General features: G+C 54.4%; 16 protein-coding genes. 13 read left to right on the top strand and 3 right to left on the bottom strand.

The window, feature by feature from the left end; genetic code table 11:
• Window positions 1–11: 11 nt before the first annotated feature.
• Entirely contained in the window at window positions 12–2,681 is a 2,670-nt protein-coding gene (rcsD, locus tag OGY62_RS16695; protein WP_071260253.1) for a phosphotransferase RcsD, read from the bottom strand.
• 740 nt (window positions 2,682–3,421) lie between these two features.
• On the opposite strand from rcsD, the gene OGY62_RS16700 reads away from it, so the two are divergent.
• The 7 genes from OGY62_RS16700 to mqo all read left to right on the top strand — a co-directional run bounded on the left by OGY62_RS16700 (window position 3,422) and on the right by mqo (window position 12,755).
• A complete protein-coding gene (locus OGY62_RS16700) occupies window positions 3,422–4,549 on the top strand; it encodes a porin OmpC (RefSeq protein WP_286460303.1) in 1,128 nt (375 codons plus the stop codon).
• 115 nt (window positions 4,550–4,664) lie between these two features.
• Window positions 4,665–5,720 carry an FAD:protein FMN transferase ApbE gene (gene apbE / locus OGY62_RS16705; protein WP_286460304.1) on the top strand — a complete coding sequence of 352 codons (1,056 nt, stop codon included), beginning with the start codon at window positions 4,665–4,667 and terminating at the stop codon, window positions 5,718–5,720.
• A 79-nt stretch (window positions 5,721–5,799) separates the two neighbouring features.
• Window positions 5,800–6,864 carry a bifunctional DNA-binding transcriptional regulator/O6-methylguanine-DNA methyltransferase Ada gene (gene ada, locus OGY62_RS16710; protein WP_115181379.1) on the top strand — a complete coding sequence of 355 codons (1,065 nt, stop codon included), beginning with the start codon at window positions 5,800–5,802 and terminating at the stop codon, window positions 6,862–6,864.
• Window positions 6,864–7,514, top strand: coding sequence for a DNA oxidative demethylase AlkB (gene alkB / locus OGY62_RS16715; RefSeq protein ID WP_024130162.1), 651 nt, complete (start codon window positions 6,864–6,866; stop codon window positions 7,512–7,514). The genes ada and alkB overlap by 1 nt, the downstream gene beginning before the upstream one ends.
• 75 nt (window positions 7,515–7,589) lie before the next feature.
• Complete coding sequence (locus OGY62_RS16720) at window positions 7,590–9,233, top strand: multidrug ABC transporter permease/ATP-binding protein (RefSeq protein ID WP_114848236.1); 1,644 nt, start codon at window positions 7,590–7,592, stop codon at window positions 9,231–9,233.
• A gap of 179 nt (window positions 9,234–9,412) precedes the next feature.
• A complete protein-coding gene (mgtE, locus tag OGY62_RS16725) occupies window positions 9,413–10,849 on the top strand; it encodes a magnesium transporter (RefSeq protein ID WP_049009135.1) in 1,437 nt (478 codons plus the stop codon).
• 244 nt (window positions 10,850–11,093) lie between these two features.
• Window positions 11,094–12,755 carry a malate dehydrogenase (quinone) gene (gene mqo, locus OGY62_RS16730; protein ID WP_012131544.1) on the top strand — a complete coding sequence of 554 codons (1,662 nt, stop codon included), beginning with the start codon at window positions 11,094–11,096 and terminating at the stop codon, window positions 12,753–12,755.
• 101 nt (window positions 12,756–12,856) lie between these two features.
• Here mqo and eco read toward each other — a convergent pair whose 3' ends face one another.
• Both eco and yojO read right to left on the bottom strand, forming a co-directional pair.
• Window positions 12,857–13,354, bottom strand: a complete 498-nt coding sequence (eco, locus tag OGY62_RS16735; protein ID WP_024130163.1) for a serine protease inhibitor ecotin — start codon at window positions 13,352–13,354, stop codon at window positions 12,857–12,859.
• A gap of 165 nt (window positions 13,355–13,519) precedes the next feature.
• Window positions 13,520–13,687, bottom strand: a complete 168-nt coding sequence (gene yojO / locus OGY62_RS23430) for a protein YojO (protein WP_487490358.1) — start codon at window positions 13,685–13,687, stop codon at window positions 13,520–13,522.
• Between the two features lie 77 nt (window positions 13,688–13,764).
• Between yojO and napF the strand changes: the two genes are divergently transcribed.
• Genes napF through napB form a run of 6 tightly spaced genes read left to right on the top strand, consistent with a single transcriptional unit; the run spans window position 13,765 to window position 18,993 of the window.
• Window positions 13,765–14,259 (top strand): ferredoxin-type protein NapF, encoded by a 495-nt coding sequence (napF, locus tag OGY62_RS16740; protein ID WP_024130164.1) that lies wholly within the window; start codon window positions 13,765–13,767, stop codon window positions 14,257–14,259.
• Window positions 14,246–14,512, top strand: a complete 267-nt coding sequence (napD, locus tag OGY62_RS16745) for a chaperone NapD (protein ID WP_012131547.1) — start codon at window positions 14,246–14,248, stop codon at window positions 14,510–14,512. The genes napF and napD overlap by 14 nt, the downstream gene beginning before the upstream one ends.
• Entirely contained in the window at window positions 14,509–16,995 is a 2,487-nt protein-coding gene (gene napA / locus OGY62_RS16750) for a nitrate reductase catalytic subunit NapA (RefSeq protein WP_012131548.1), read from the top strand. Before napD ends, napA begins: the two co-directional genes overlap by 4 nt.
• A gap of 6 nt (window positions 16,996–17,001) precedes the next feature.
• The gene (gene napG, locus OGY62_RS16755; RefSeq protein ID WP_058667724.1) at window positions 17,002–17,697 is read left to right on the top strand and encodes a ferredoxin-type protein NapG; all 696 of its coding nucleotides are present in this window, start codon (window positions 17,002–17,004) and stop codon (window positions 17,695–17,697) included.
• Window positions 17,684–18,547, top strand: coding sequence for a quinol dehydrogenase ferredoxin subunit NapH (napH, locus tag OGY62_RS16760; RefSeq protein WP_047462425.1), 864 nt, complete (start codon window positions 17,684–17,686; stop codon window positions 18,545–18,547). The genes napG and napH overlap by 14 nt, the downstream gene beginning before the upstream one ends.
• A complete protein-coding gene (gene napB, locus OGY62_RS16765) occupies window positions 18,544–18,993 on the top strand; it encodes a nitrate reductase cytochrome c-type subunit (RefSeq protein WP_024130166.1) in 450 nt (149 codons plus the stop codon). Before napH ends, napB begins: the two co-directional genes overlap by 4 nt.
• Window positions 18,994–19,000 lie beyond the last annotated feature (7 nt).

Consider the following 19,000-nt stretch of genomic DNA (forward strand, 5'->3'; position numbering starts at 1 on the left):
GGGCTACCTTGCTACAGCAAGCTCTTGACGTAGCTGTCAATGTCGCTGATGTATTTTTCTATACCTGGAGCATCTTTCTCACGAATAAGATGTTCCAGCGTTTCACATAACTGCTTGCCGGGTACCAGATTAAGCATAGCAAACACGCCTTTCAGGCGGTGAGCTGTCTGCGCCAGCGCAGCGAAGTCACTGGTCGCTGCCTCAGTATACAACCTCTTAACATCATCCGGTACTGTGTCTACAAAGAGCGCGTAATAACCGCTGGCATGAAGTTCGGCGTTTTCATCTCCGCCGAGGGGCGACTCTGGAATCTCTTCCTGCGCCAGTTGCTCTTCTATCAGTTGTAGTACAGCTTCCTGCATAGCGTTGCTCATATTAAAGTTGACGCGCAGTTGGCCAGGACCCATTTTCCGCACGCCTGACTCATCATCGCTTAAAAGCAAGCCGGAGGCAGTAAGATTAGACGGATTATCAGTTAAAAAGAGATCATATTCTTGACTTATTTGCCGATCATCCGGCGTGATGCAGGTGGCTCCCCAGTTTTCCAGCTGACGCAACACAATATTGCGCACGTCATTAGAGGTGACGTCAACCATTACGCAAACGTCATCCAGCAAGCGCTCTTCATCATTTACATGTTGGTCATGCGGAGTCATTTTAACATGTACGGTATAGCGCGTCCCCAGCGCATCGCGTGCTTTAATATTCAGATGCCCGCCGAGCTTACGCGCCAGCTGATCGCACAACCAGAAGGTTAACGGATTCGCTTTCCCGTAGCGGTCGCTTTGCGTTTCATTGATATACGGGAAATGGAGATTGTCGATCTCATTGAGCGTTACGCCTTCACCGGTATCCAGAATGCGGAAGGTCAGGCGTTCTTCAGCCGACTCATCCTGATCGACTTCCAGCGTGATTTTCCCAATCTGCGTGGTTGTGACCGCGTACTGGATCAGCAACAACAGAATGCGGCGCAGGGCGTCACGGTCGCCACGGCGTTCATCGTTGGCGCTAAGGTGGTTTTTGATCAGCAGTTGCAGACCCTTGCGCTTAATCGCAGGCAGAACGTCCGGCACCACTTCGTCAATCAGATCCTGAATGGAGAACAGCGTCGGCTCACTTTTCCAGGTATCATTCTCCAGAATATTCGCCAGCTGAATTTCATCTATCATACGCACCAGAACATCCGCCTGGTTCGCCAGCTTCTGGCTTTCCGGCGTGTCTGCGGCAGCGGCGTTGATCGCCAGTATCCGCACGGGTTCTTTCAGGGCATTGCCAATATTTTGCATAAACGCGGCGCGGCCCTGCTGGTTTTTCTCATACAGACGCTGCGCCTGCCTGAGCTTCTTGTTCACCAGCACTTCCCGGTCCTGATCGCGAATAATAAAGATCTGCGTGCGAGGGGCGACCTGGCTGCGGAACAGGCGAATTTCATACAGCTCGTTATTGATCGTCGCCTGAATGATGCCCTGATGCTGCTCCGCCATGCTGGTGATGTTTTGCAGATTTAAATGCGGCAGCAAATGGTCGGCGATTTTATTGCTGATGACGGTGCGATTGGCCTCCTGGTCATGCACCAGCAGCCCCAGCGGCAGCAGGGAGACGATCTCTTCATTAATCGCGCGCAGAATACGCAGTTCATTATTTGCGGTATTGCTTGTCGCCACTTCCGTTGAACGGCCAGGCTGGTGGCGGAAGGTGGTGTAGCCAAACAGCGCCAGCGCAAGCAGGCCGATATTCAACAGTAACGGCAGCAGGATATTTTGCAGCGTATCAAGCAATAGCGTGCCGAAAGGAACCTGCCAGACCAGCCGCATATCGGTTGAGTTCAGCGCGGAAGAAATTTCAATTTTGGCGCTGTTGAAGCTGATGCTGACGCTGTCTGGAGACTCTTTCTCCGTATTACGTACCGTCGTGGTTGAGGAGTCGGGTTCCAGACGGAAGCTGTCCAGCGGCATTCCCGGCGGGATCAGGTCGTTGATCGGCAAATCGAACGCCACAACCGTCGCCAGATGCCCCGGCTGATTAAAAGTGGTGCGCAGCGTAAAGTAATGGCCGTTTTGCCACGCCAGACGACGTAACGAAGAGAAGCTTTCGCGTTCATCCAGCGCATTCGCCTGTTGCAGCATCTCCGCCCGACGGGAATCGACAATATTGCCAATCGCGGACTCTTTAAAGCCGGAGGAGAGATCCTTGAGCGGCAGGGTGGAGATGAGAATCAGGCTGTTGTCCTGCCCGTTCAGATAATACATCGACCAGGGCACGTTCTCTGCGCCCCACAGCGTATCGAGATAGGTGGAAATCCGCTGGGTCATTTCCAGCGTTGAGCTGTCATGCGAGCCAAAAATAAGCGCTTCGGTCTTACGGCGCGGTTTTTCAAGGTAGTAGACGTCTTGTTTCAGACGCGTTTCCTGCAAACCCTCGCTCGTGGATGGGCTAGCCGTCGCGGCAATGTTGTCATAGATTTGCCAGGTCACGTAGCGCCAGGTGTCTACGCGCTTATGAATAGCATGGGTGATATCGACAATCTGATAGCTCTTGTCTTTCAGCCAGGCGTTGACCGCGCTTTGCACCATCACGCCCATCGTTACAAGTAACACAATGATCAGTAATAAGAAGAAACGGGTAATGCTTCCCGGCAGAAGGGAGAATCGGGTAGAAACCGTTGTATCAGACTGACTCATTCGTGTTTATGACCTGTTAAAACAACGCTAAAGAGGAAAGGGCAGTATAAAGGGTACTGTGTGAATTTCCATACTCTCGCTCATCAGACACGCTGCATTTTTCCTCCCGCGCCGCGAAGGCGTTTCCCTAAGCAAAACGTGTACAGCGTTTGCGCAGATGTATAAATATAAACACAATGAAATAAAATTTAGCACTAAATAACAAGAAATTATTTGTTGGCAGGAATGGTGGTTATCACGAAGGGGGTAGTAAACCGTTGTGATTATTTAAATCCGGTAGCACAAGAAGATAAAATTTGTGTAAAGAAGGGTAAAAAAAAACCGAATGCGAGGCATCCGGTTGAAATAGGGGTAAACAGACATTCAGAAATGAATGACGGTAATAAATAAAGTTAATGATGATAGCGCTGACTATTTTAGTTGCGAGTGAAGATTTTGTTTTATCATTCAGTGCTATGATTTTCATGAATGCAATGCATTGAATTATAATGAAAAATAAATATGTTTTGATTATTCGTGCTTATTTGTCTCATTTTTTGCTTTTAAAAAAGTTCCATGCCATTAATAATTTGAAACACCTATGGCGATAAATGAAACATTTTAAAGATTTTAGTATCATATCCGTGTTGGATTATTCTGCATTTTTGCGGAGAATGAAATTGCCGACTGGTTAAGAGGGTTAATCAGTATGCAGTGGCAATAAAAAAGCAAATAAAGGCATATAACAGAGGGTTAATAACATGAAAGTTAAAGTACTGTCCCTCCTGGTACCGGCTCTGCTGGTAGCAGGCGCAGCAAATGCGGCTGAAGTTTATAACAAAGACGGCAACAAATTGGACCTGTTCGGTAAAGTCGACGGTCTGCACTATTTCTCTGATGACGATGGCAACGACGGCGATCAGACCTATATGCGTCTCGGTTTCAAAGGCGAAACCCAGGTTAACGATCAGATCACCGGCTACGGTCAGTGGGAATATCAGATTCAGGGTAACGACGCTGAAACCACTAACAACTCCTGGACCCGTGTGGCGTTTGCTGGTGTGAAATTTGGCGATGCAGGTTCATTCGACTACGGTCGTAACTACGGCGTAATCTACGATGTAACGGCCTGGACCGACGTTCTGCCGGAATTCGGCGGCGACACCTACGGCGCGGATAACTTCATGCAGCAGCGTGCTAACGGCCTGGCAACCTACCGTAATACTGACTTCTTCGGTCTGGTTGAAGGTCTGAATTTTGCGTTGCAGTATCAGGGTAAAAACGGCAGCGCCAGCGGTGAAAACGACGTTGCGGATGGTCGTAGCCTGCTGAAACAGAACGGCGACGGCTTCGGCGGATCTCTGACCTATGATATCGGCGAAGGCTTCAGCGTTGGTGGTGCAATCACCTCTTCCAAACGTACTGCTGACCAGAATTCGGCTGGCGTACACGGCAGCGGCGATCGTGCGACCGTTTATACCGGTGGTCTGAAATACGACGCTAACAACGTTTACCTGGCAGCGCAGTACTCTCAGACTTACAACGCAACCCGCTTTGGTTCTTCCCAGAACAGCCGTAGCGACTCTTATGGCTTCGCTGATAAAGCGCAAAACTTCGAAGTGGTTGCACAGTACCAGTTCGACTTCGGTCTGCGTCCGTCCGTGGCTTACCTGCAATCTAAAGGTAAGGACATCTCCAACGGCACCACCAACTACGGCGATCAGGATATCCTGAAATACGTTGATGTTGGCGCGACCTACTACTTCAACAAAAACATGTCTACCTACGTTGATTACAAAATCAACCTGCTGGATGACAACACCTTTACCCGTAACGCGGGTATCAGCACTGACGACATCGTTGCTCTGGGCCTGGTTTACCAGTTCTGATTGCGGACAATGTCAACTAAAGGGCCTGCGGGCCCTTTTTTAATACGTTTTTTACGGCGTACAAATAGCGATTTTTGGTGTACTCTTGCGCGCGTTCGCATGAGGATAATCACGTATGGAAATGACCTTTTGTCGGGCAGCGCTGCTGGCCACGACGATCTTTTTTGTGGGGTGCGATGATGCCCCAAAACCGGCTGATACAGCGTCACCTGCTGCAACCGTACTGGAAGGGAAAACGATGGGCACCTTCTGGCGGGTCAGCGTGGTGGATGTGGACGCCAGCCGTGCTGAGGAATTACGTAACAGAATTCAGACGCAGCTTGATGCCGACGATCAGCTGTTGTCCACGTACAAAAATGACTCGGCGCTGATGCGCTTCAACCATTCGCAAAGTCTTTCTCCCTGGCCGGTTAGCGAAGCAATGGCCGATATCATTACCTCGGCGCTGCGCATTGGCGCGAAAACCGACGGCGCGATGGATATCACCGTGGGGCCGCTGGTGAATCTGTGGGGGTTCGGCCCGGAGCAACAGCCGCTACATGTTCCCACACAGCCGCAGATTGACAGCGCAAAAGCAAAGACCGGGCTGCAACATCTGCGGGTTATCAATCAGGCGCGACAGCAATATCTGCAAAAAGATCTGCCGGATCTGTTCGTCGATCTCTCAACCGTGGGGGAAGGGTATGCGGCCGATCATCTGGCGCGCTTGATGGAACAGGAAGGCATTGCCCGCTATCTGGTCTCCGTCGGCGGCGCCCTGAACAGTCGCGGCATGAATGCGCAGGGGCAACCCTGGCGTGTGGCGATCCAAAAACCGACCGATCAAGAAAACGCGGTACAGGCGATTATCGATATTAACGGGCATGGCATCAGCACCTCCGGCAGCTACCGTAACTATTACGAACTGGACGGGAAGCGCCTGTCTCACGTTATTGATCCGCAGACCGGGCGTCCCATAGAACACAATCTGGTCTCCGTGACGGTTATCGCTCCGACGGCGCTGGAAGCGGACGGCTGGGATACCGGGTTGATGGTGCTCGGCACGGAAAAGGCCAAAGAGGTGGTGCGCCGGGAAGGGCTGGCGGTGTACATGATCATGAAAGAGGGCGAGGGGTTTAAAACCTGGATGTCGCCGCAGTTCAAAAGCTTCCTCGTGAGTGATAAAAATTAAAAAGCAAGATTTCGGGTTTTCGTGCGCTGACTTACGGACACACTGAGACTAAGCACTATGCTTAATGAAGGAGTCCATGATGAAAAATCTTTCACGCATAAACGACGATGCACGCTGGCAGTCGGTGCTGGATCGCGATCCTGACGCCGATGGGCAGTTTGTTTTTGCGGTACAGACCACCGGCATCTTTTGCCGACCGTCCTGTCGGGCAAAACACGCGTTGCGGCAAAACGTTCGTTTCTTTGCCAGTGCGGAGCAGGCGCTGGCCGCAGGATTCCGCCCCTGCAAACGCTGCCAGCCAGACAAAGACAACGCCCGACGGCATCAGCTGGATAAAATCACGCACGCCTGTCGTTTACTGGAACAGGATGCCCCCATCACGCTGGACGCCCTGGCGCAGCAGGTGGCAATGAGCCCATTTCATCTGCACCGGTTGTTCAAAGCCACGACGGGAATGACGCCAAAAGCCTGGCAGCAATCCTGGCGCGCCCGCCGTCTGCGCGATGCGCTGGCGAAAGGAGAGACGGTAACGCAGGCGATCCTGAACGCCGGTTTTCCCGACAGCGGCAGTTACTATCGCAAAGCGGATGAGACGCTCGGCATGACGGCGAAGCAGTTTCGTAAGGGCGGCGATAATCTCCCCGTTCGCTACGCCCTCGCAGATTGTGCGCTGGGACGCTGCCTGGTTGCGGAGAGCGAGCGGGGAATCTGCGCGATTTTGCTGGGCGATGATGATGCCGGGCTTATTGCCAGCCTGCATGAACTGTTTCCCGCTGCGCAGGATGAACCCGCTGATCGCCCTTTCCAGCAGCGCGTGCGCCAGGTTATCGCCAGTATTAATGCACGCGATATGCCGCTGTCACTGCCGTTAGATATTCAGGGCACCGCGTTCCAGCAGCAGGTCTGGCAGGCGCTGCGCACGATTCCCTGTGGGGAAACCGTCAGCTATCAGCAGATCGCCAGCGCAATCGGCAAGCCGAAGGCGGTTCGTGCCGTTGCCAGCGCCTGCGGGGCAAATAAACTGGCGATTGTGATCCCGTGCCATCGGGTGGTGCGCGGCGACGGCGCGCTATCGGGTTATCGTTGGGGCGTGGCGCGCAAGGCGCAGCTTCTGCAACGAGAGGCGCGACATGAGGATAAATGATGCTGGACTTATTTGCGGATGCTGAACCCTGGCAAGAGCCGCTGGCGTCCGGTGCGGTTATCTTGCGCCGTTTCGCCTTTCGCGAGGCGCCATCGCTGATTGAGGCCATCGCGGCGGTCGCCGCGCAGTCGCCATTTCGCCAGATGGTGACGCCCGGCGGCTATACCATGTCGGTGGCGATGACAAATTGCGGTCAGCTCGGCTGGACGACGGATCAGCACGGATATCTCTATTCTCCCGTCGATCCGTTAACCGGGCGGCGTTGGCCGCCGCTGCCAGAGGTCTTTACCAGCCTGTGCCATCGCGCGGCGATCGCGGCGGGCTATGCTGATTTTCAGCCGGATGCCTGTCTTATCAATCGCTATGCGCCCGGCTCAAAGTTGTCGTTGCATCAGGATAAAGACGAACCGGATCTGCGCGCGCCGATTGTGTCGGTTTCTTTGGGCCTTCCGGCCATTTTTCAGTTTGGCGGCCTGCGTCGTAACGATCCGTTAAAACGCCTTTTGCTGGAGCACGGCGATGTGGTGGTCTGGGGCGGTGAATCGCGACTGTTTTACCACGGCATACAACCGCTTAAAGCGGGCTTTCATCCGCTGACGGCGGACTGTCGTTACAACCTGACGTTTCGCCAAGCGGGTAAAAAAGAATAAAAATAAGAATTATTATTGCTGTCGGCGTTGAGATGTTTAAACTGCGGGCTGTTATTCCTTGCCCGGGTTGTATGAATGGAACTACTTCTTCTTGTCTGGCGGCAGTATCGCTGGCCATTTATCAGCGTGATGGCGCTCAGCCTCGCCAGCGCTGCGCTGGGGATTGGTCTGATTGCCTTTATCAATCAGCGCCTCATCGAAACGGTAGATACCACGCTGATGGTGCTGCCGGAATTTCTCGCGCTGCTGCTTTTACTGATGGCGGTGACGCTGGGCTCCCAACTGGCCTTAACCGCGTTAGGGCACCATTTTGTCTATCGCCTGCGCAGCGAATTTATCAAACGTATTCTGGACACGCAGGTTGAGCGCATCGAACAACTGGGCAGCGCCTCGCTGCTGGCAGGGTTAACCAGTGATATCCGCAATATCACGATCGCGTTCGTGCGCCTGCCGGAGCTGGTTCAGGGGATCATCCTGACGGTGGGTTCCGCCGCGTATCTGGCGATGTTATCCACCAAAATGCTGCTGGTGACGGCAATCTGGATGGCAATCACCATCTGGGGCGGGTTTGTGCTGGTGGCGCGCGTGTATAAGCACATGGCGACGCTGCGCGAAACGGAAGATAAGCTGTATCAGGATTTTCAGACGGTGCTGGAAGGGCGCAAAGAGCTGACCCTGAACCGTGAGCGCGCGGAACATATCTTTAACCATTCGTATATCCCGGATGCGAAAGAGTATCGCCACCATATTATTCGCGCCGATACGTTCCACCTGAGCGCCGTTAACTGGTCAAACATTATGATGCTGGGCGCGATTGGTCTGGTGTTCTGGATGGCGAACAGCCTGGGCTGGGCGGATACCAACGTGGCGGCGATCTATTCGCTGACGCTGCTGTTCCTGCGCACGCCGCTGCTCTCTGCGGTTGGCGCGTTGCCGACGCTGCTCACCGCGCAGGTGGCTTTCAACAAGCTGAATAAATTTTCGCTGGCGCCGTTTAAAGCGGAATTTCCTCGTCCTGACGCCTTTCCTGACTGGAAAACGCTGGAGTTACGCAATGTCGTTTTCCATTATCAGGATAATGCGTTTTCAGTAGGGCCGATCAACCTGACCATCCAGCGCGGGGAACTGCTGTTTCTGATTGGCGGCAATGGCAGCGGGAAATCGACGCTGGCGATGCTGCTGACGGGGCTGTACCAGCCTCAGTCAGGCGAAATTTTACTGGATGGCAAAACGCTTTCCGCAGAGCGTCCTGAGGATTACCGGAAACTCTTTTCTGCCGTGTTTACCGATGTCTGGCTGTTTGATCAACTGCTGGGGCCGGAAGGCAAACCGGCCAGAGCGGAACTGGTGGAAAAGTGGCTTGAGCAACTGAAAATGGCGCACAAGCTGGAGCTGCGCGATGGCCGGATTCTGAACCTGAAGCTGTCGAAAGGGCAGAAAAAGCGCGTGGCGTTGCTGCTGGCGCTGGCGGAGGAGCGTGACATCATTCTGCTGGATGAATGGGCCGCCGATCAGGACCCGCATTTCCGCCGTGAATTTTATCAGGTGCTGCTGCCGCTGATGCAGGAGATGGGCAAAACCATCTTTGCGATCAGTCATGACGATCATTACTTTATTCACGCCGATCGCCTGCTGGAGATGCGTAACGGACAGTTGAGTGAACTGGTCGGCGATGAACGCGACGCCGCCTCCCGCGATGCGGTTGCGCGTACCGCCTGATCCTGTAGGCCGGATAAGGCGTAGCCGCATCCGGCCTGGTTGCCCGATGGCGCGACGCTTATCGGGCCTGCCATTCCCTGCATGATGCTGATTTTTTATCCACTCGCGGCGCCGTTTATTGTTATTTACATAACCTCGCGCCATGCTTAATGGCATCTCATTTCATGGATTTATAATTAATGTCCGCAATGACCAAAAACAGCGCCAGACTGCGCGATGAAGAGCGTGCGCGTCTTATCTGGCTGCTCACCACCGATAAAGCGATTATTTCCGCCCTGTCAGGCAAGCTCACCCTGGCTGAGCAATATGATGTCGGTACGCTGGCCGACGATATTGCTGAGGTAGGGGCGCTGGTGGCTCACCTGCCGCCGCCGGACCTGGCGGATACCCTTGAAGCGCTGCCTTCCGAAGAACGTCATGCCTTATGGCGGCTGGTCGAGAATGAAAAACGCGGCAAAGTGCTGCTGGAAGCGTCCGAAAACGTCTGGGATGACCTGATTGATGAAATGACCGACCGCGCGCTGTTGGACGCGCTGCAATACCTCGACATTGACGAACAGATTTATCTCGTTCAGCACCTGCCGCGTAACCTCACCGGGCGACTGCTGGCGACGTTGCCGCCGGAGGAGCGCGCCCGCGTCCGTCAGGTTATGCACTATGAGAAGAATCGCGTCGGGGCGATCATGGAGTTCGAGGTCATCACCGTGCGCCCGGACGTGACGCTGGAGGTGGTGCAGCGCTATTTACGCCGTCTGGGAAAAATGCCGGAAAACACCGACAAACTCTTTGTAACGAACCGGAATAAAATACTGGTCGGCGAGCTGTCTCTGACGCGTATTCTGCTCAGTGACGCGCAGCGTAAAGTCAGCGACGTGATGGATGACGATCCGCTGACCTTTGCCCCGGAAGATATCTCTGAGAATGCGGCGCGCACCTTTGAACGTGACAACCTGGTCAGCGCCGCCGTGATCGATCCTTCCGGCAAACTGATGGGACGCCTGACCATCGATGAGATCGTTGATGTGGTCTACGAAGAAACTGACACCGATCTGCGTCGCATGGGGGGTCTGAGCGCCGAAGAAGATGTCTTTGCGCCCGTCGCCAAAGCGGTAAAAACCCGTTGGGCATGGCTGGCGATAAACCTGTGCACGGCGTTTATCGCCTCCCGGGTGATCGACGGCTTTGAACACACGATCTCGCAGCTGGTGGCGCTGGCTTCTCTCATGCCGATTGTCGCCGGGATTGGCGGCAATACCGGGAATCAAACCATTACCATGATTGTTCGCGCGCTGGCGCTGCAAAATATTCAGCCCGGCAACCTGACCTTTCTCATTTTGCGTGAAATGGGGGTGGCGCTGGTCAACGGCCTTGTCTGGGGCGGCATCATGGGCGGCGTGACCTGGTGGCTCTACGACGATATCGCCCTTGGCGGCGTTATGACGCTGGCGATGGTGCTGAATTTACTGGTGGCGGCGCTGATGGGCGTGATCATCCCGATGACGATGGTAAAGCTCGGGCGTGACCCGGCGGTCGGCTCAAGCGTGATGATTACCGCCATTACCGATACCGGCGGTTTCTTTATTTTTCTGGGGCTGGCGACGGTATTTCTGCTTTAACCGCCTGATTACGCCTGATCATCCGTAGCAGCAAAAGCATGGCGATTAGCGATGCGGGAATGCTGTTGTCTCGTTAATTGTCAATAACCTTATAAATATTCAACGTATTACTAACGTTTTTAAAATCTTAATATAATTTATAAACAATATTTAAATCTTTTACCTGAAGTGTTAACGTTGATGCCGCTCGATTTTCACCTGCAAAAAGCAAAAAAAACGATACTAAAAGTAAGGCATTAACATTATGAAAAAAGTGACTGCCATGCTCTTCACCATGGCTGTGGGGCTGAATGCTGTCTCGATGGCGGCAAAAGCGAAAGCGACCGAAGAGCAGGAAACGGATGTACTGTTGATTGGCGGCGGCATCATGAGCGCCACGTTGGGAACCTATTTGCAGGAGCTGGAACCGGAGTGGTCAATGACCATGGTTGAGCGACTGGATGGGGTTGCACAGGAGAGTTCTAACGGCTGGAACAACGCCGGAACAGGCCACTCCGCGCTGATGGAACTGAACTACACGCCGAAAAAAGCCGACGGTTCCGTCAGCATCGAAAAGGCAGTCGACATTAACGAAGCCTTCCAGGTTTCCCGCCAGTTCTGGGCGCATCAGGTACAGAGCGGCGTTCTGCACGAACCACACTCGTTTATCAATACCGTTCCGCACATGAGCTTTGTCTGGGGCGATGATAACGTCAATTTCCTGCGCGCCCGCTATACCGCGTTGCAGCAGAGCACGCTGTTCCGCGGTATGCGTTACTCCGAAGATCATGCGCAAATTAAAGAGTGGGCGCCGCTGGTCATGGAAGGTCGCGACCCGAAACAGAAGGTTGCCGCGACCCGCACTGAAATCGGTACTGACGTGAACTACGGGGAAATCACGCGTCAGCTGGTGGCATCGTTGCAGAAAAAACCGAACTTTGCGCTGCAACTGAATACCGAAGTCCGTGGATTTAAACGTAACGCGGATAACTCCTGGACTGTGACCGTCGCCGATCTGAAAAACGGTGAAGCAGAACATGCGATTAAGGCGAAATTTGTCTTTATCGGCGCGGGCGGCGCGGCGCTGAAGCTGTTGCAGGAGACGGGCATTCCTGAAGCGAAAGATTACGCGGGATTCCCGGTTGGCGGCCAGTTCCTGGTTTCAGAGAACCCGGACGTGGTTAACAACCACCTGGCGAAGGTATACGGCCAGGCGTCGGTCGGCGCGCCGCCGATGTCCGTACCGCACATCGATACCCGTATTCTGGATGGCAAACGCGTCGTGCTGTTTGGGCCGTTCGCGACGTTCTCCACGAAGTTCCTGAAAAACGGTTCGCTGTGGGATCTGCTGAGTTCGACCACGACCTCTAACTTTATGCCGATGGTTAACGTAGGGATGGATAACTTCGATCTGGTGAAATACCTGATTAGCCAGGTGATGCTGAGCGATGATGAACGCTTTGAAGCGCTGAAAGAGTACTATCCGCAGGCGAAGAAAGAAGACTGGCGTTTGTGGCAGGCGGGCCAGCGCGTGCAGATCATCAAGCGTGATGAAGACAAGGGCGGCGTACTGCGTCTGGGCACTGAAGTGGTCAGCGACAAAGACGGTACGATTGCCGCGCTGCTGGGCGCGTCTCCGGGGGCATCCACTGCTGCGCCGATCATGCTGCATCTGATGGAAAAAGTGTTTAAAGAGAAAGTGGCCAGCCCGGAATGGCAGGCGAAGCTGAAAACGATTGTTCCGTCTTACGGGACTAAGCTGAACGGCAATATTGAGGCCACGGAACAAGAGCTGCAATACACCAGCGACGTTCTGGGGCTGAAATATGACAAGCCGCAGGTGGTGGACGAAGCGCCAAAACCGCAGCTTAAGCCGCAGGTTCAACCGCAGCCGGCGCATAAAGCTGTCGCGGATATCGCGCTGTAAAAACGTATTGCGGCATGCCGGATGGCGCTGCACTTATCCGGCCTACAACGAGCAATATGTAGGCCAGATAGGCGGTACGCCGCCATCCGGCAAAACGTTCTTTAACGCGTCACTGCGTCCTGTACTTTATCTTCCGCTTTCCAGATACGGTATTTCACCTCTACGTTAGCCGGGGTGTACACCACGATCGGCAGCTTGCTGTTATAACGCACCATTCCGGCATCGCCCAGATAGGCCGTCACAAACTTCTGCTCTTTCTTGCCATCCGGGCAGGCCATCATGGTAGAAACCGGGGAGGTTACTTTATCAAAAACGTAGTAGTCGTAACCCCAGCCTTCCAGCGTTTTGCTCGCCAGTTCGCCGCCAAGACGGTGATGGTTGCAATCCACTTCCAGCGTCTGGCCGATCAGCAGTTCCACTTTCAGGGTAGACTCATCTTCCTGGGGAGTAAGCTGGATAACCTGGCGCTTCATCCCTTTTTCCGCTTTCGGATACGGCGCGATTTTTTCCAGAGGTTGCGTATTGGCATCGCTGGTCGCCGCCCATGCGGAGGTACTGGCGAAAGCCGCTAACAGTACGGCAGGTACAATTGTCTTCATTTTCGAGTTCACAGCGTTTCCTTTCTTCTGTCTTCTGAACGATTCCCGGCAGGTTAACACATTCATATTGGCTATTAATCTAAATTTACTTATATTTTAAGATGGTTAATTGAGTGTTTACTTGTTTGATAGCGATATATTCCATTTCTTACACGTTAAATAGGATTATTCTCCAATTAAGCCTTTCGTTATATACTTATTGATATAACCCTTTGAAATGTGAACAAAAGCACATTCAGATACGCTAACCCCACACTCTTTTGATCCGGCGACAGCATTTACCCCAATCGGGGTATGCACCTCTAACACATCCTGAAATATCTTACCGATCATAATAATGACTTAGTGGTAGTGCGGTTTATTTAGTCGTTCACCTTCCGGTGTGAGCGTCGTGATGGAAGGGCGATGTCATGGTTGATCTATCCCGTCGAGGAATACTGACAGGCAGTTGGCGCAAAGCCAACAGCGGGCTCCGTCCGCCCTGGTCTGGGGACGAATCACACTTCCTGACGCACTGCATCCGTTGCGACGCCTGCATTCAGGCATGTGAAACCGACATTTTACAGCGGGGGCAGGGCGGCTATCCGGGCGTTAATTTTAAGCAGGGTGAATGCAGCTTTTGTTATGCCTGCGCGCAAGCCTGTCCTGAATCACTCTTCCTTCCGCGCCACACCAGGGCCTGGGATCTGAACTTTACGATTGGGCAGAATTGTCTGGCGTATCAGTCCGTTGAGTGTCATCGCTGCCAGGATAGCTGCGAACCACTGGCGATAACGTTTCGCCCCACGCTGTCAGGCATTTATCAGCCGCAACTCGACAATCAGGCATGCAGCGGATGCGGGGCGTGTGTCGCTATTTGCCCGACATCAGCGATCAATGCGGAGTACAACCATGCAGCACAGTAACTGGCAGGTCTGTAGCCTGGTCGTCCAGGCCAAAAGTCAGCACATCACCGACATCAGCACGCAATTGCACCAGTTTCCGGGCTGTGAAGTCGCGCTGAGCGATGTCGACAGCGGTCAGTTGATCGTGGTGGTGGAAGCAGAACACAGCGGAACGCTGATGCAAACAATTGAGTCGGTACGCAACGTTGCGGGCGTGCTGGCGGTGTCGCTGGTTTATCACCAGCAGGATGAGCAAGGTGAGGAAACACCATGAAACTCAGTCGTCGTAGCTTTATGAAAGCTAACGCCGTTGCGGCCGCTGCGGCGGCTGCCGGGCTAAGCGTGCCGGGCGTCGCCCGCGCAGTGGTTGGTCAGCAGGAAGCCATCAAATGGGACAAAGCCCCGTGCCGTTTTTGCGGAACGGGTTGCGGCGTGCTGGTCGGTACTCAGCAGGGCCGTATTGTGGCCTGTCAGGGCGATCCTGATGCGCCGGTCAACCGTGGCCTTAACTGCATTAAGGGCTACTTCCTGCCCAAGATCATGTATGGCAAAGATCGTTTAACGCAGCCGATGCTGCGCATGAAAGACGGCCAGTACAACAAAGAAGGCGAATTTACCCCAATCAGTTGGGATCAGGCCTTCGATGTGATGGAAGAGAAATTTAAGGCCTCCCTGAAAGAAAAAGGGCCGGAAGCGATTGGTATGTTTGGTTCCGGGCAGTGGACGGTCTGGGAAGGTTATGCCGCCGCGAAGCTGTTCAAAGCCGGTTTCCGTTCCAACAATATCGACCCGAACGCGCGCCACTGCATGGCGTCGGCGGTGGTGGGCTTCATGCGTACTTTTGGTATGGATGAGCCGATGGGGTGCTACGACGATATCGAACAAGCCGACGCCTTTGTGCTATGGGGCTCTAACATGGCGGAGATGCACCCGATCCTGTGGTCGCGCATCACCAACCGCCGTCTGTCCGATCCGAACGTTAATGTCGCGGTTCTCTCAACCTTCCAGCATCGTAGCTTTGAGCTGGCGGATAACGGCATCGTCTTTACGCCGCAAAGCGATCTGGTGATCCTCAACTATATCGCCAATTACATCATTCAAAATAATGCGATAAATCAGGATTTCTTCAGCAAATACGTCAACCTGCGTAAAGGGACGACCGACATCGGTTATGGCCTGCGTCCAACGCATCCGCTGGAAAAAGCGGCGAAGAATCCGGGCTCCGACGCCTCTGAGCCGATGAGCTTCGACGAGTACAAAGCGTTTGTCGCGGAGTACACGCTGGAGAAAACCGCAGAAATGACCGGCGTGCCGAAAGATCAGCTGGAGCAGCTGGCGCAGCTGTATGCCGATCCGAAGAAAAAAGTGATCTCCTACTGGACGATGGGCTTTAACCAGCATACGCGTGGCGTATGGGCCAACAACCTGGTGTATAACCTGCACCTGTTGACCGGCAAGATCTCCCAGCCAGGCTGTGGTCCGTTCTCCCTGACCGGTCAACCTTCCGCCTGTGGTACGGCGCGTGAAGTTGGGACATTCTCCCACCGCCTGCCTGCGGACATGGTGGTCACTAATGAAAAACACCGTGATATCTGCGAAAAACACTGGCAGATCCCAACGGGCACCATCCCGGCGAAAATCGGTCTGCACGCCGTAGCGCAGGATCGTGCGCTGAAAGACGGCAAGCTGAACGTCTACTGGGTGATGTGCAACAACAACATGCAGGCCGGGCCGAACATCAATGAAGAGCGTATGCCGGGCTGGCGCGATCCGCGTAACTTCGTCATCGTCTCCGATCCGTACCCGACCGTCAGCGCGCTGGCCGCTGACCTGATTCTGCCAACGGCGATGTGGGTGGAGAAAGAAGGGGCCTACGGTAACGCTGAGCGTCGTACCCAGTTCTGGCGTCAACAAATTAAAGCGCCGGGTGAAGCGAAATCAGACCTGTGGCAGCTGGTGCAATTCGCTCGTCGTTTCAAAACGGAAGAGGTCTGGCCGGAAGATCTGCTGGCGCAAAAACCAGAACTGCGCGGCAAAACCCTCTACGACGTTCTGTTTGCCACGCCTGCGGTCAGCAAATTCCCGCTGACCGATCTGGCGGAAGACCAGCTGAACGATGAATCCCGTGAGCTGGGTTTCTACCTGCAAAAAGGGCTGTTTGAAGAGTACGCCTGGTTTGGTCGCGGACACGGCCACGATCTCGCGCCGTTCGATGATTATCACAAAGCGCGCGGTTTGCGCTGGCCGGTGGTTGATGGTAAAGAGACCCAGTGGCGTTACAGCGAAGGCCATGACCCGTATGTCAAAGCGGGAGAAGGCTACAAGTTTTACGGTAAGCCGGACGGCAAAGCGGTGATTTTCGCCCTGCCGTTTGAACCCGCCGCGGAAGCGCCGGATAAAGAGTATGACCTGTGGCTCTCTACCGGTCGCGTACTGGAGCACTGGCACACCGGCAGCATGACGCGCCGCGTGCCTGAGCTGCATCGCGCCTTCCCGGAAGCGGTGCTCTTTATTCATCCGCTGGACGCGAAAACGCGCGACCTGCGCCGTGGCGATAAGGTCAAAGTCATCTCCCGCCGTGGGGAAGTGATTTCGGTTGTTGAAACGCGCGGGCGTAACCGTCCGCCGCAGGGACTGGTGTACATGCCGTTCTTCGACGCCGCACAGCTGGTGAACAACCTGACGCTGGATGCGACGGACCCGCTCTCTAAAGAGACGGATTTCAAGAAGTGCGCCGTCAAACTGGCGAAGGTGTAACACACCATGTCCCGGTCAGCGAAACCCCAAAATGGCCGCCGCCGCTTTTTGCGCGATATGGTTCGCACGGCAGGCGGGCTGGCTGCCGTTGGCGTGGCGCTGGGGTTACAGCAGCAAACCGCTCGCGCAACGGGCGTGCGGTTGCGCCCGCCGGGGGCATTGGGTGAAGACGCGTTCGCCAGCGCTTGCGTGCGCTGCGGGCAGTGCGTTCAGGCATGTCCGTATGACACCCTGAAGCTGGCGACGCTGGCTTCGGGTTTGTCTGCCGGTACGCCTTACTTTGTCGCCCGCGATATTCCCTGCGAAATGTGTGAAGACATTCCATGCGCCAAAGTTTGCCCCAGTGGGGCGTTGGATCGAGAGATCGAATCCATTGACGATGCGCGCATGGGGCTGGCGGTACTGCTGGACCAGGAGAACTGCCTTAACTTCCAGGGACTGCGCTGCGACGTTTGTTATCGCGAGTGCCCAAAAATCGATGAGGCGATCACGCTGGAGCTGGATCGCAATATGCGTACCGGCAAACATGCGCGCTTTCTTCCCACCGTTCACAGCGACGCCTGCACCGGCTGCGGTAAGTGCGAAAAAGTCTGTGTGCTGGAGCAACCGGCGATAAAAGTGTTGCCGCTGTCGCTGGCGAAAGGGGAGTTGGGGCACCACTACCGCTTCGGCTGGCTGGAGGGGAAAGATGGCAAATCGTAAACGCGATGCCGGGCGCGAAGCGCGAGCGAAAAAAGGCTGGTGGCGCAGCCATCGCTGGCTGGTTTTGCGGCGGATAAGCCAGTTTCTGGTGCTGGGAATGTTTCTCAGTGGCCCGTGGGCGGGCGTCTGGATTCTGCACGGTAACTACAGCAGTAGCTTGTTGCTGGATACCATTCCTTTAACCGACCCGCTGATAACGTTGCAAAGCCTTGCCAGCGGGCATTTACCTGCCGCCGTTGCGCTGACCGGCGCCGCCATTATTACGGTGCTGTATGCCCTGGCAGGAAAGCGATTATTTTGCAGTTGGGTCTGTCCGCTGAACCCAATTACCGATTTTGCGAACTGGCTACGCAGAAGGTTTGACCTGAATCAGTCCGCAACGATTCCGCGTCATATACGGTACGTCCTTCTGGTTGTCGTGCTGGTGGGATCGGCGCTAACCGGAACGCTACTGTGGGAATGGATAAACCCGGTTTCCCTGCTGGGGCGTAGCCTGGTGATGGGATTCGGTAGCGGTGCACTGCTGATTATCGCTCTGTTTTTATTTGATTTACTGGTCGTTGAACACGGCTGGTGCGGACATATCTGCCCTTTGGGCGCGTTGTATGGCGTGCTGGGAAGTAAAGGCGCGCTAACGGTGGCGGCGAAAGATCGCGAGAAATGTAACCGCTGTATGGATTGTTTTCATGTTTGCCCGGAACCGCACGTCCTGCGTGCGCCGGTGCTGGATGAGCAAAGCCCGGTGCAGGTCACCAGCCGCGATTGCATGACGTGCGGTCGCTGCGTGGATGTCTGTTCTGAGGACGTATTTACAATAACAACACGATGGAGTTCGGGAGCGAAATCATGAAAAGCCATGACCTGAAGAAAGCGCTGTGTCAATGGACGGCCCTGCTTGCCCTGGTGGTGAGTGGTGCGGTTTGGGCAGCAAACGGAGTGGATCTGAGCCAGTCGCCGGAAGTTTCGGGGACGCAGGAAGGGGCGATTCGCATGCCGAAAGAGCAGGAACGTATGCCGCTGAACTATGTTAATCAGCCGCCGATGATCCCGCATAGCGTTGAAGGTTATCAGGTAACGACCAATACCAACCGCTGCCTGCAATGTCATGGTGTGGAAAGCTACCGTACGACCGGCGCGCCGCGTATTAGCCCAACGCACTTTATGGACAGCGACGGCAAAGTTTTAGGCGAAGTCGCGCCGCGTCGTTACTTCTGTTTGCAGTGCCATGTGCCGCAGGCGGATGCCGCGCCGATCGTGGGTAATACCTTTACCCCGTCGAAAGGTTACGGGAAATAAGAGGTCA

Source organism: Citrobacter sp. CK198, assembly GCF_030333295.1.
In the GTDB taxonomy this organism is placed as follows: domain Bacteria; phylum Pseudomonadota; class Gammaproteobacteria; order Enterobacterales; family Enterobacteriaceae; genus Citrobacter_B; species Citrobacter_B koseri.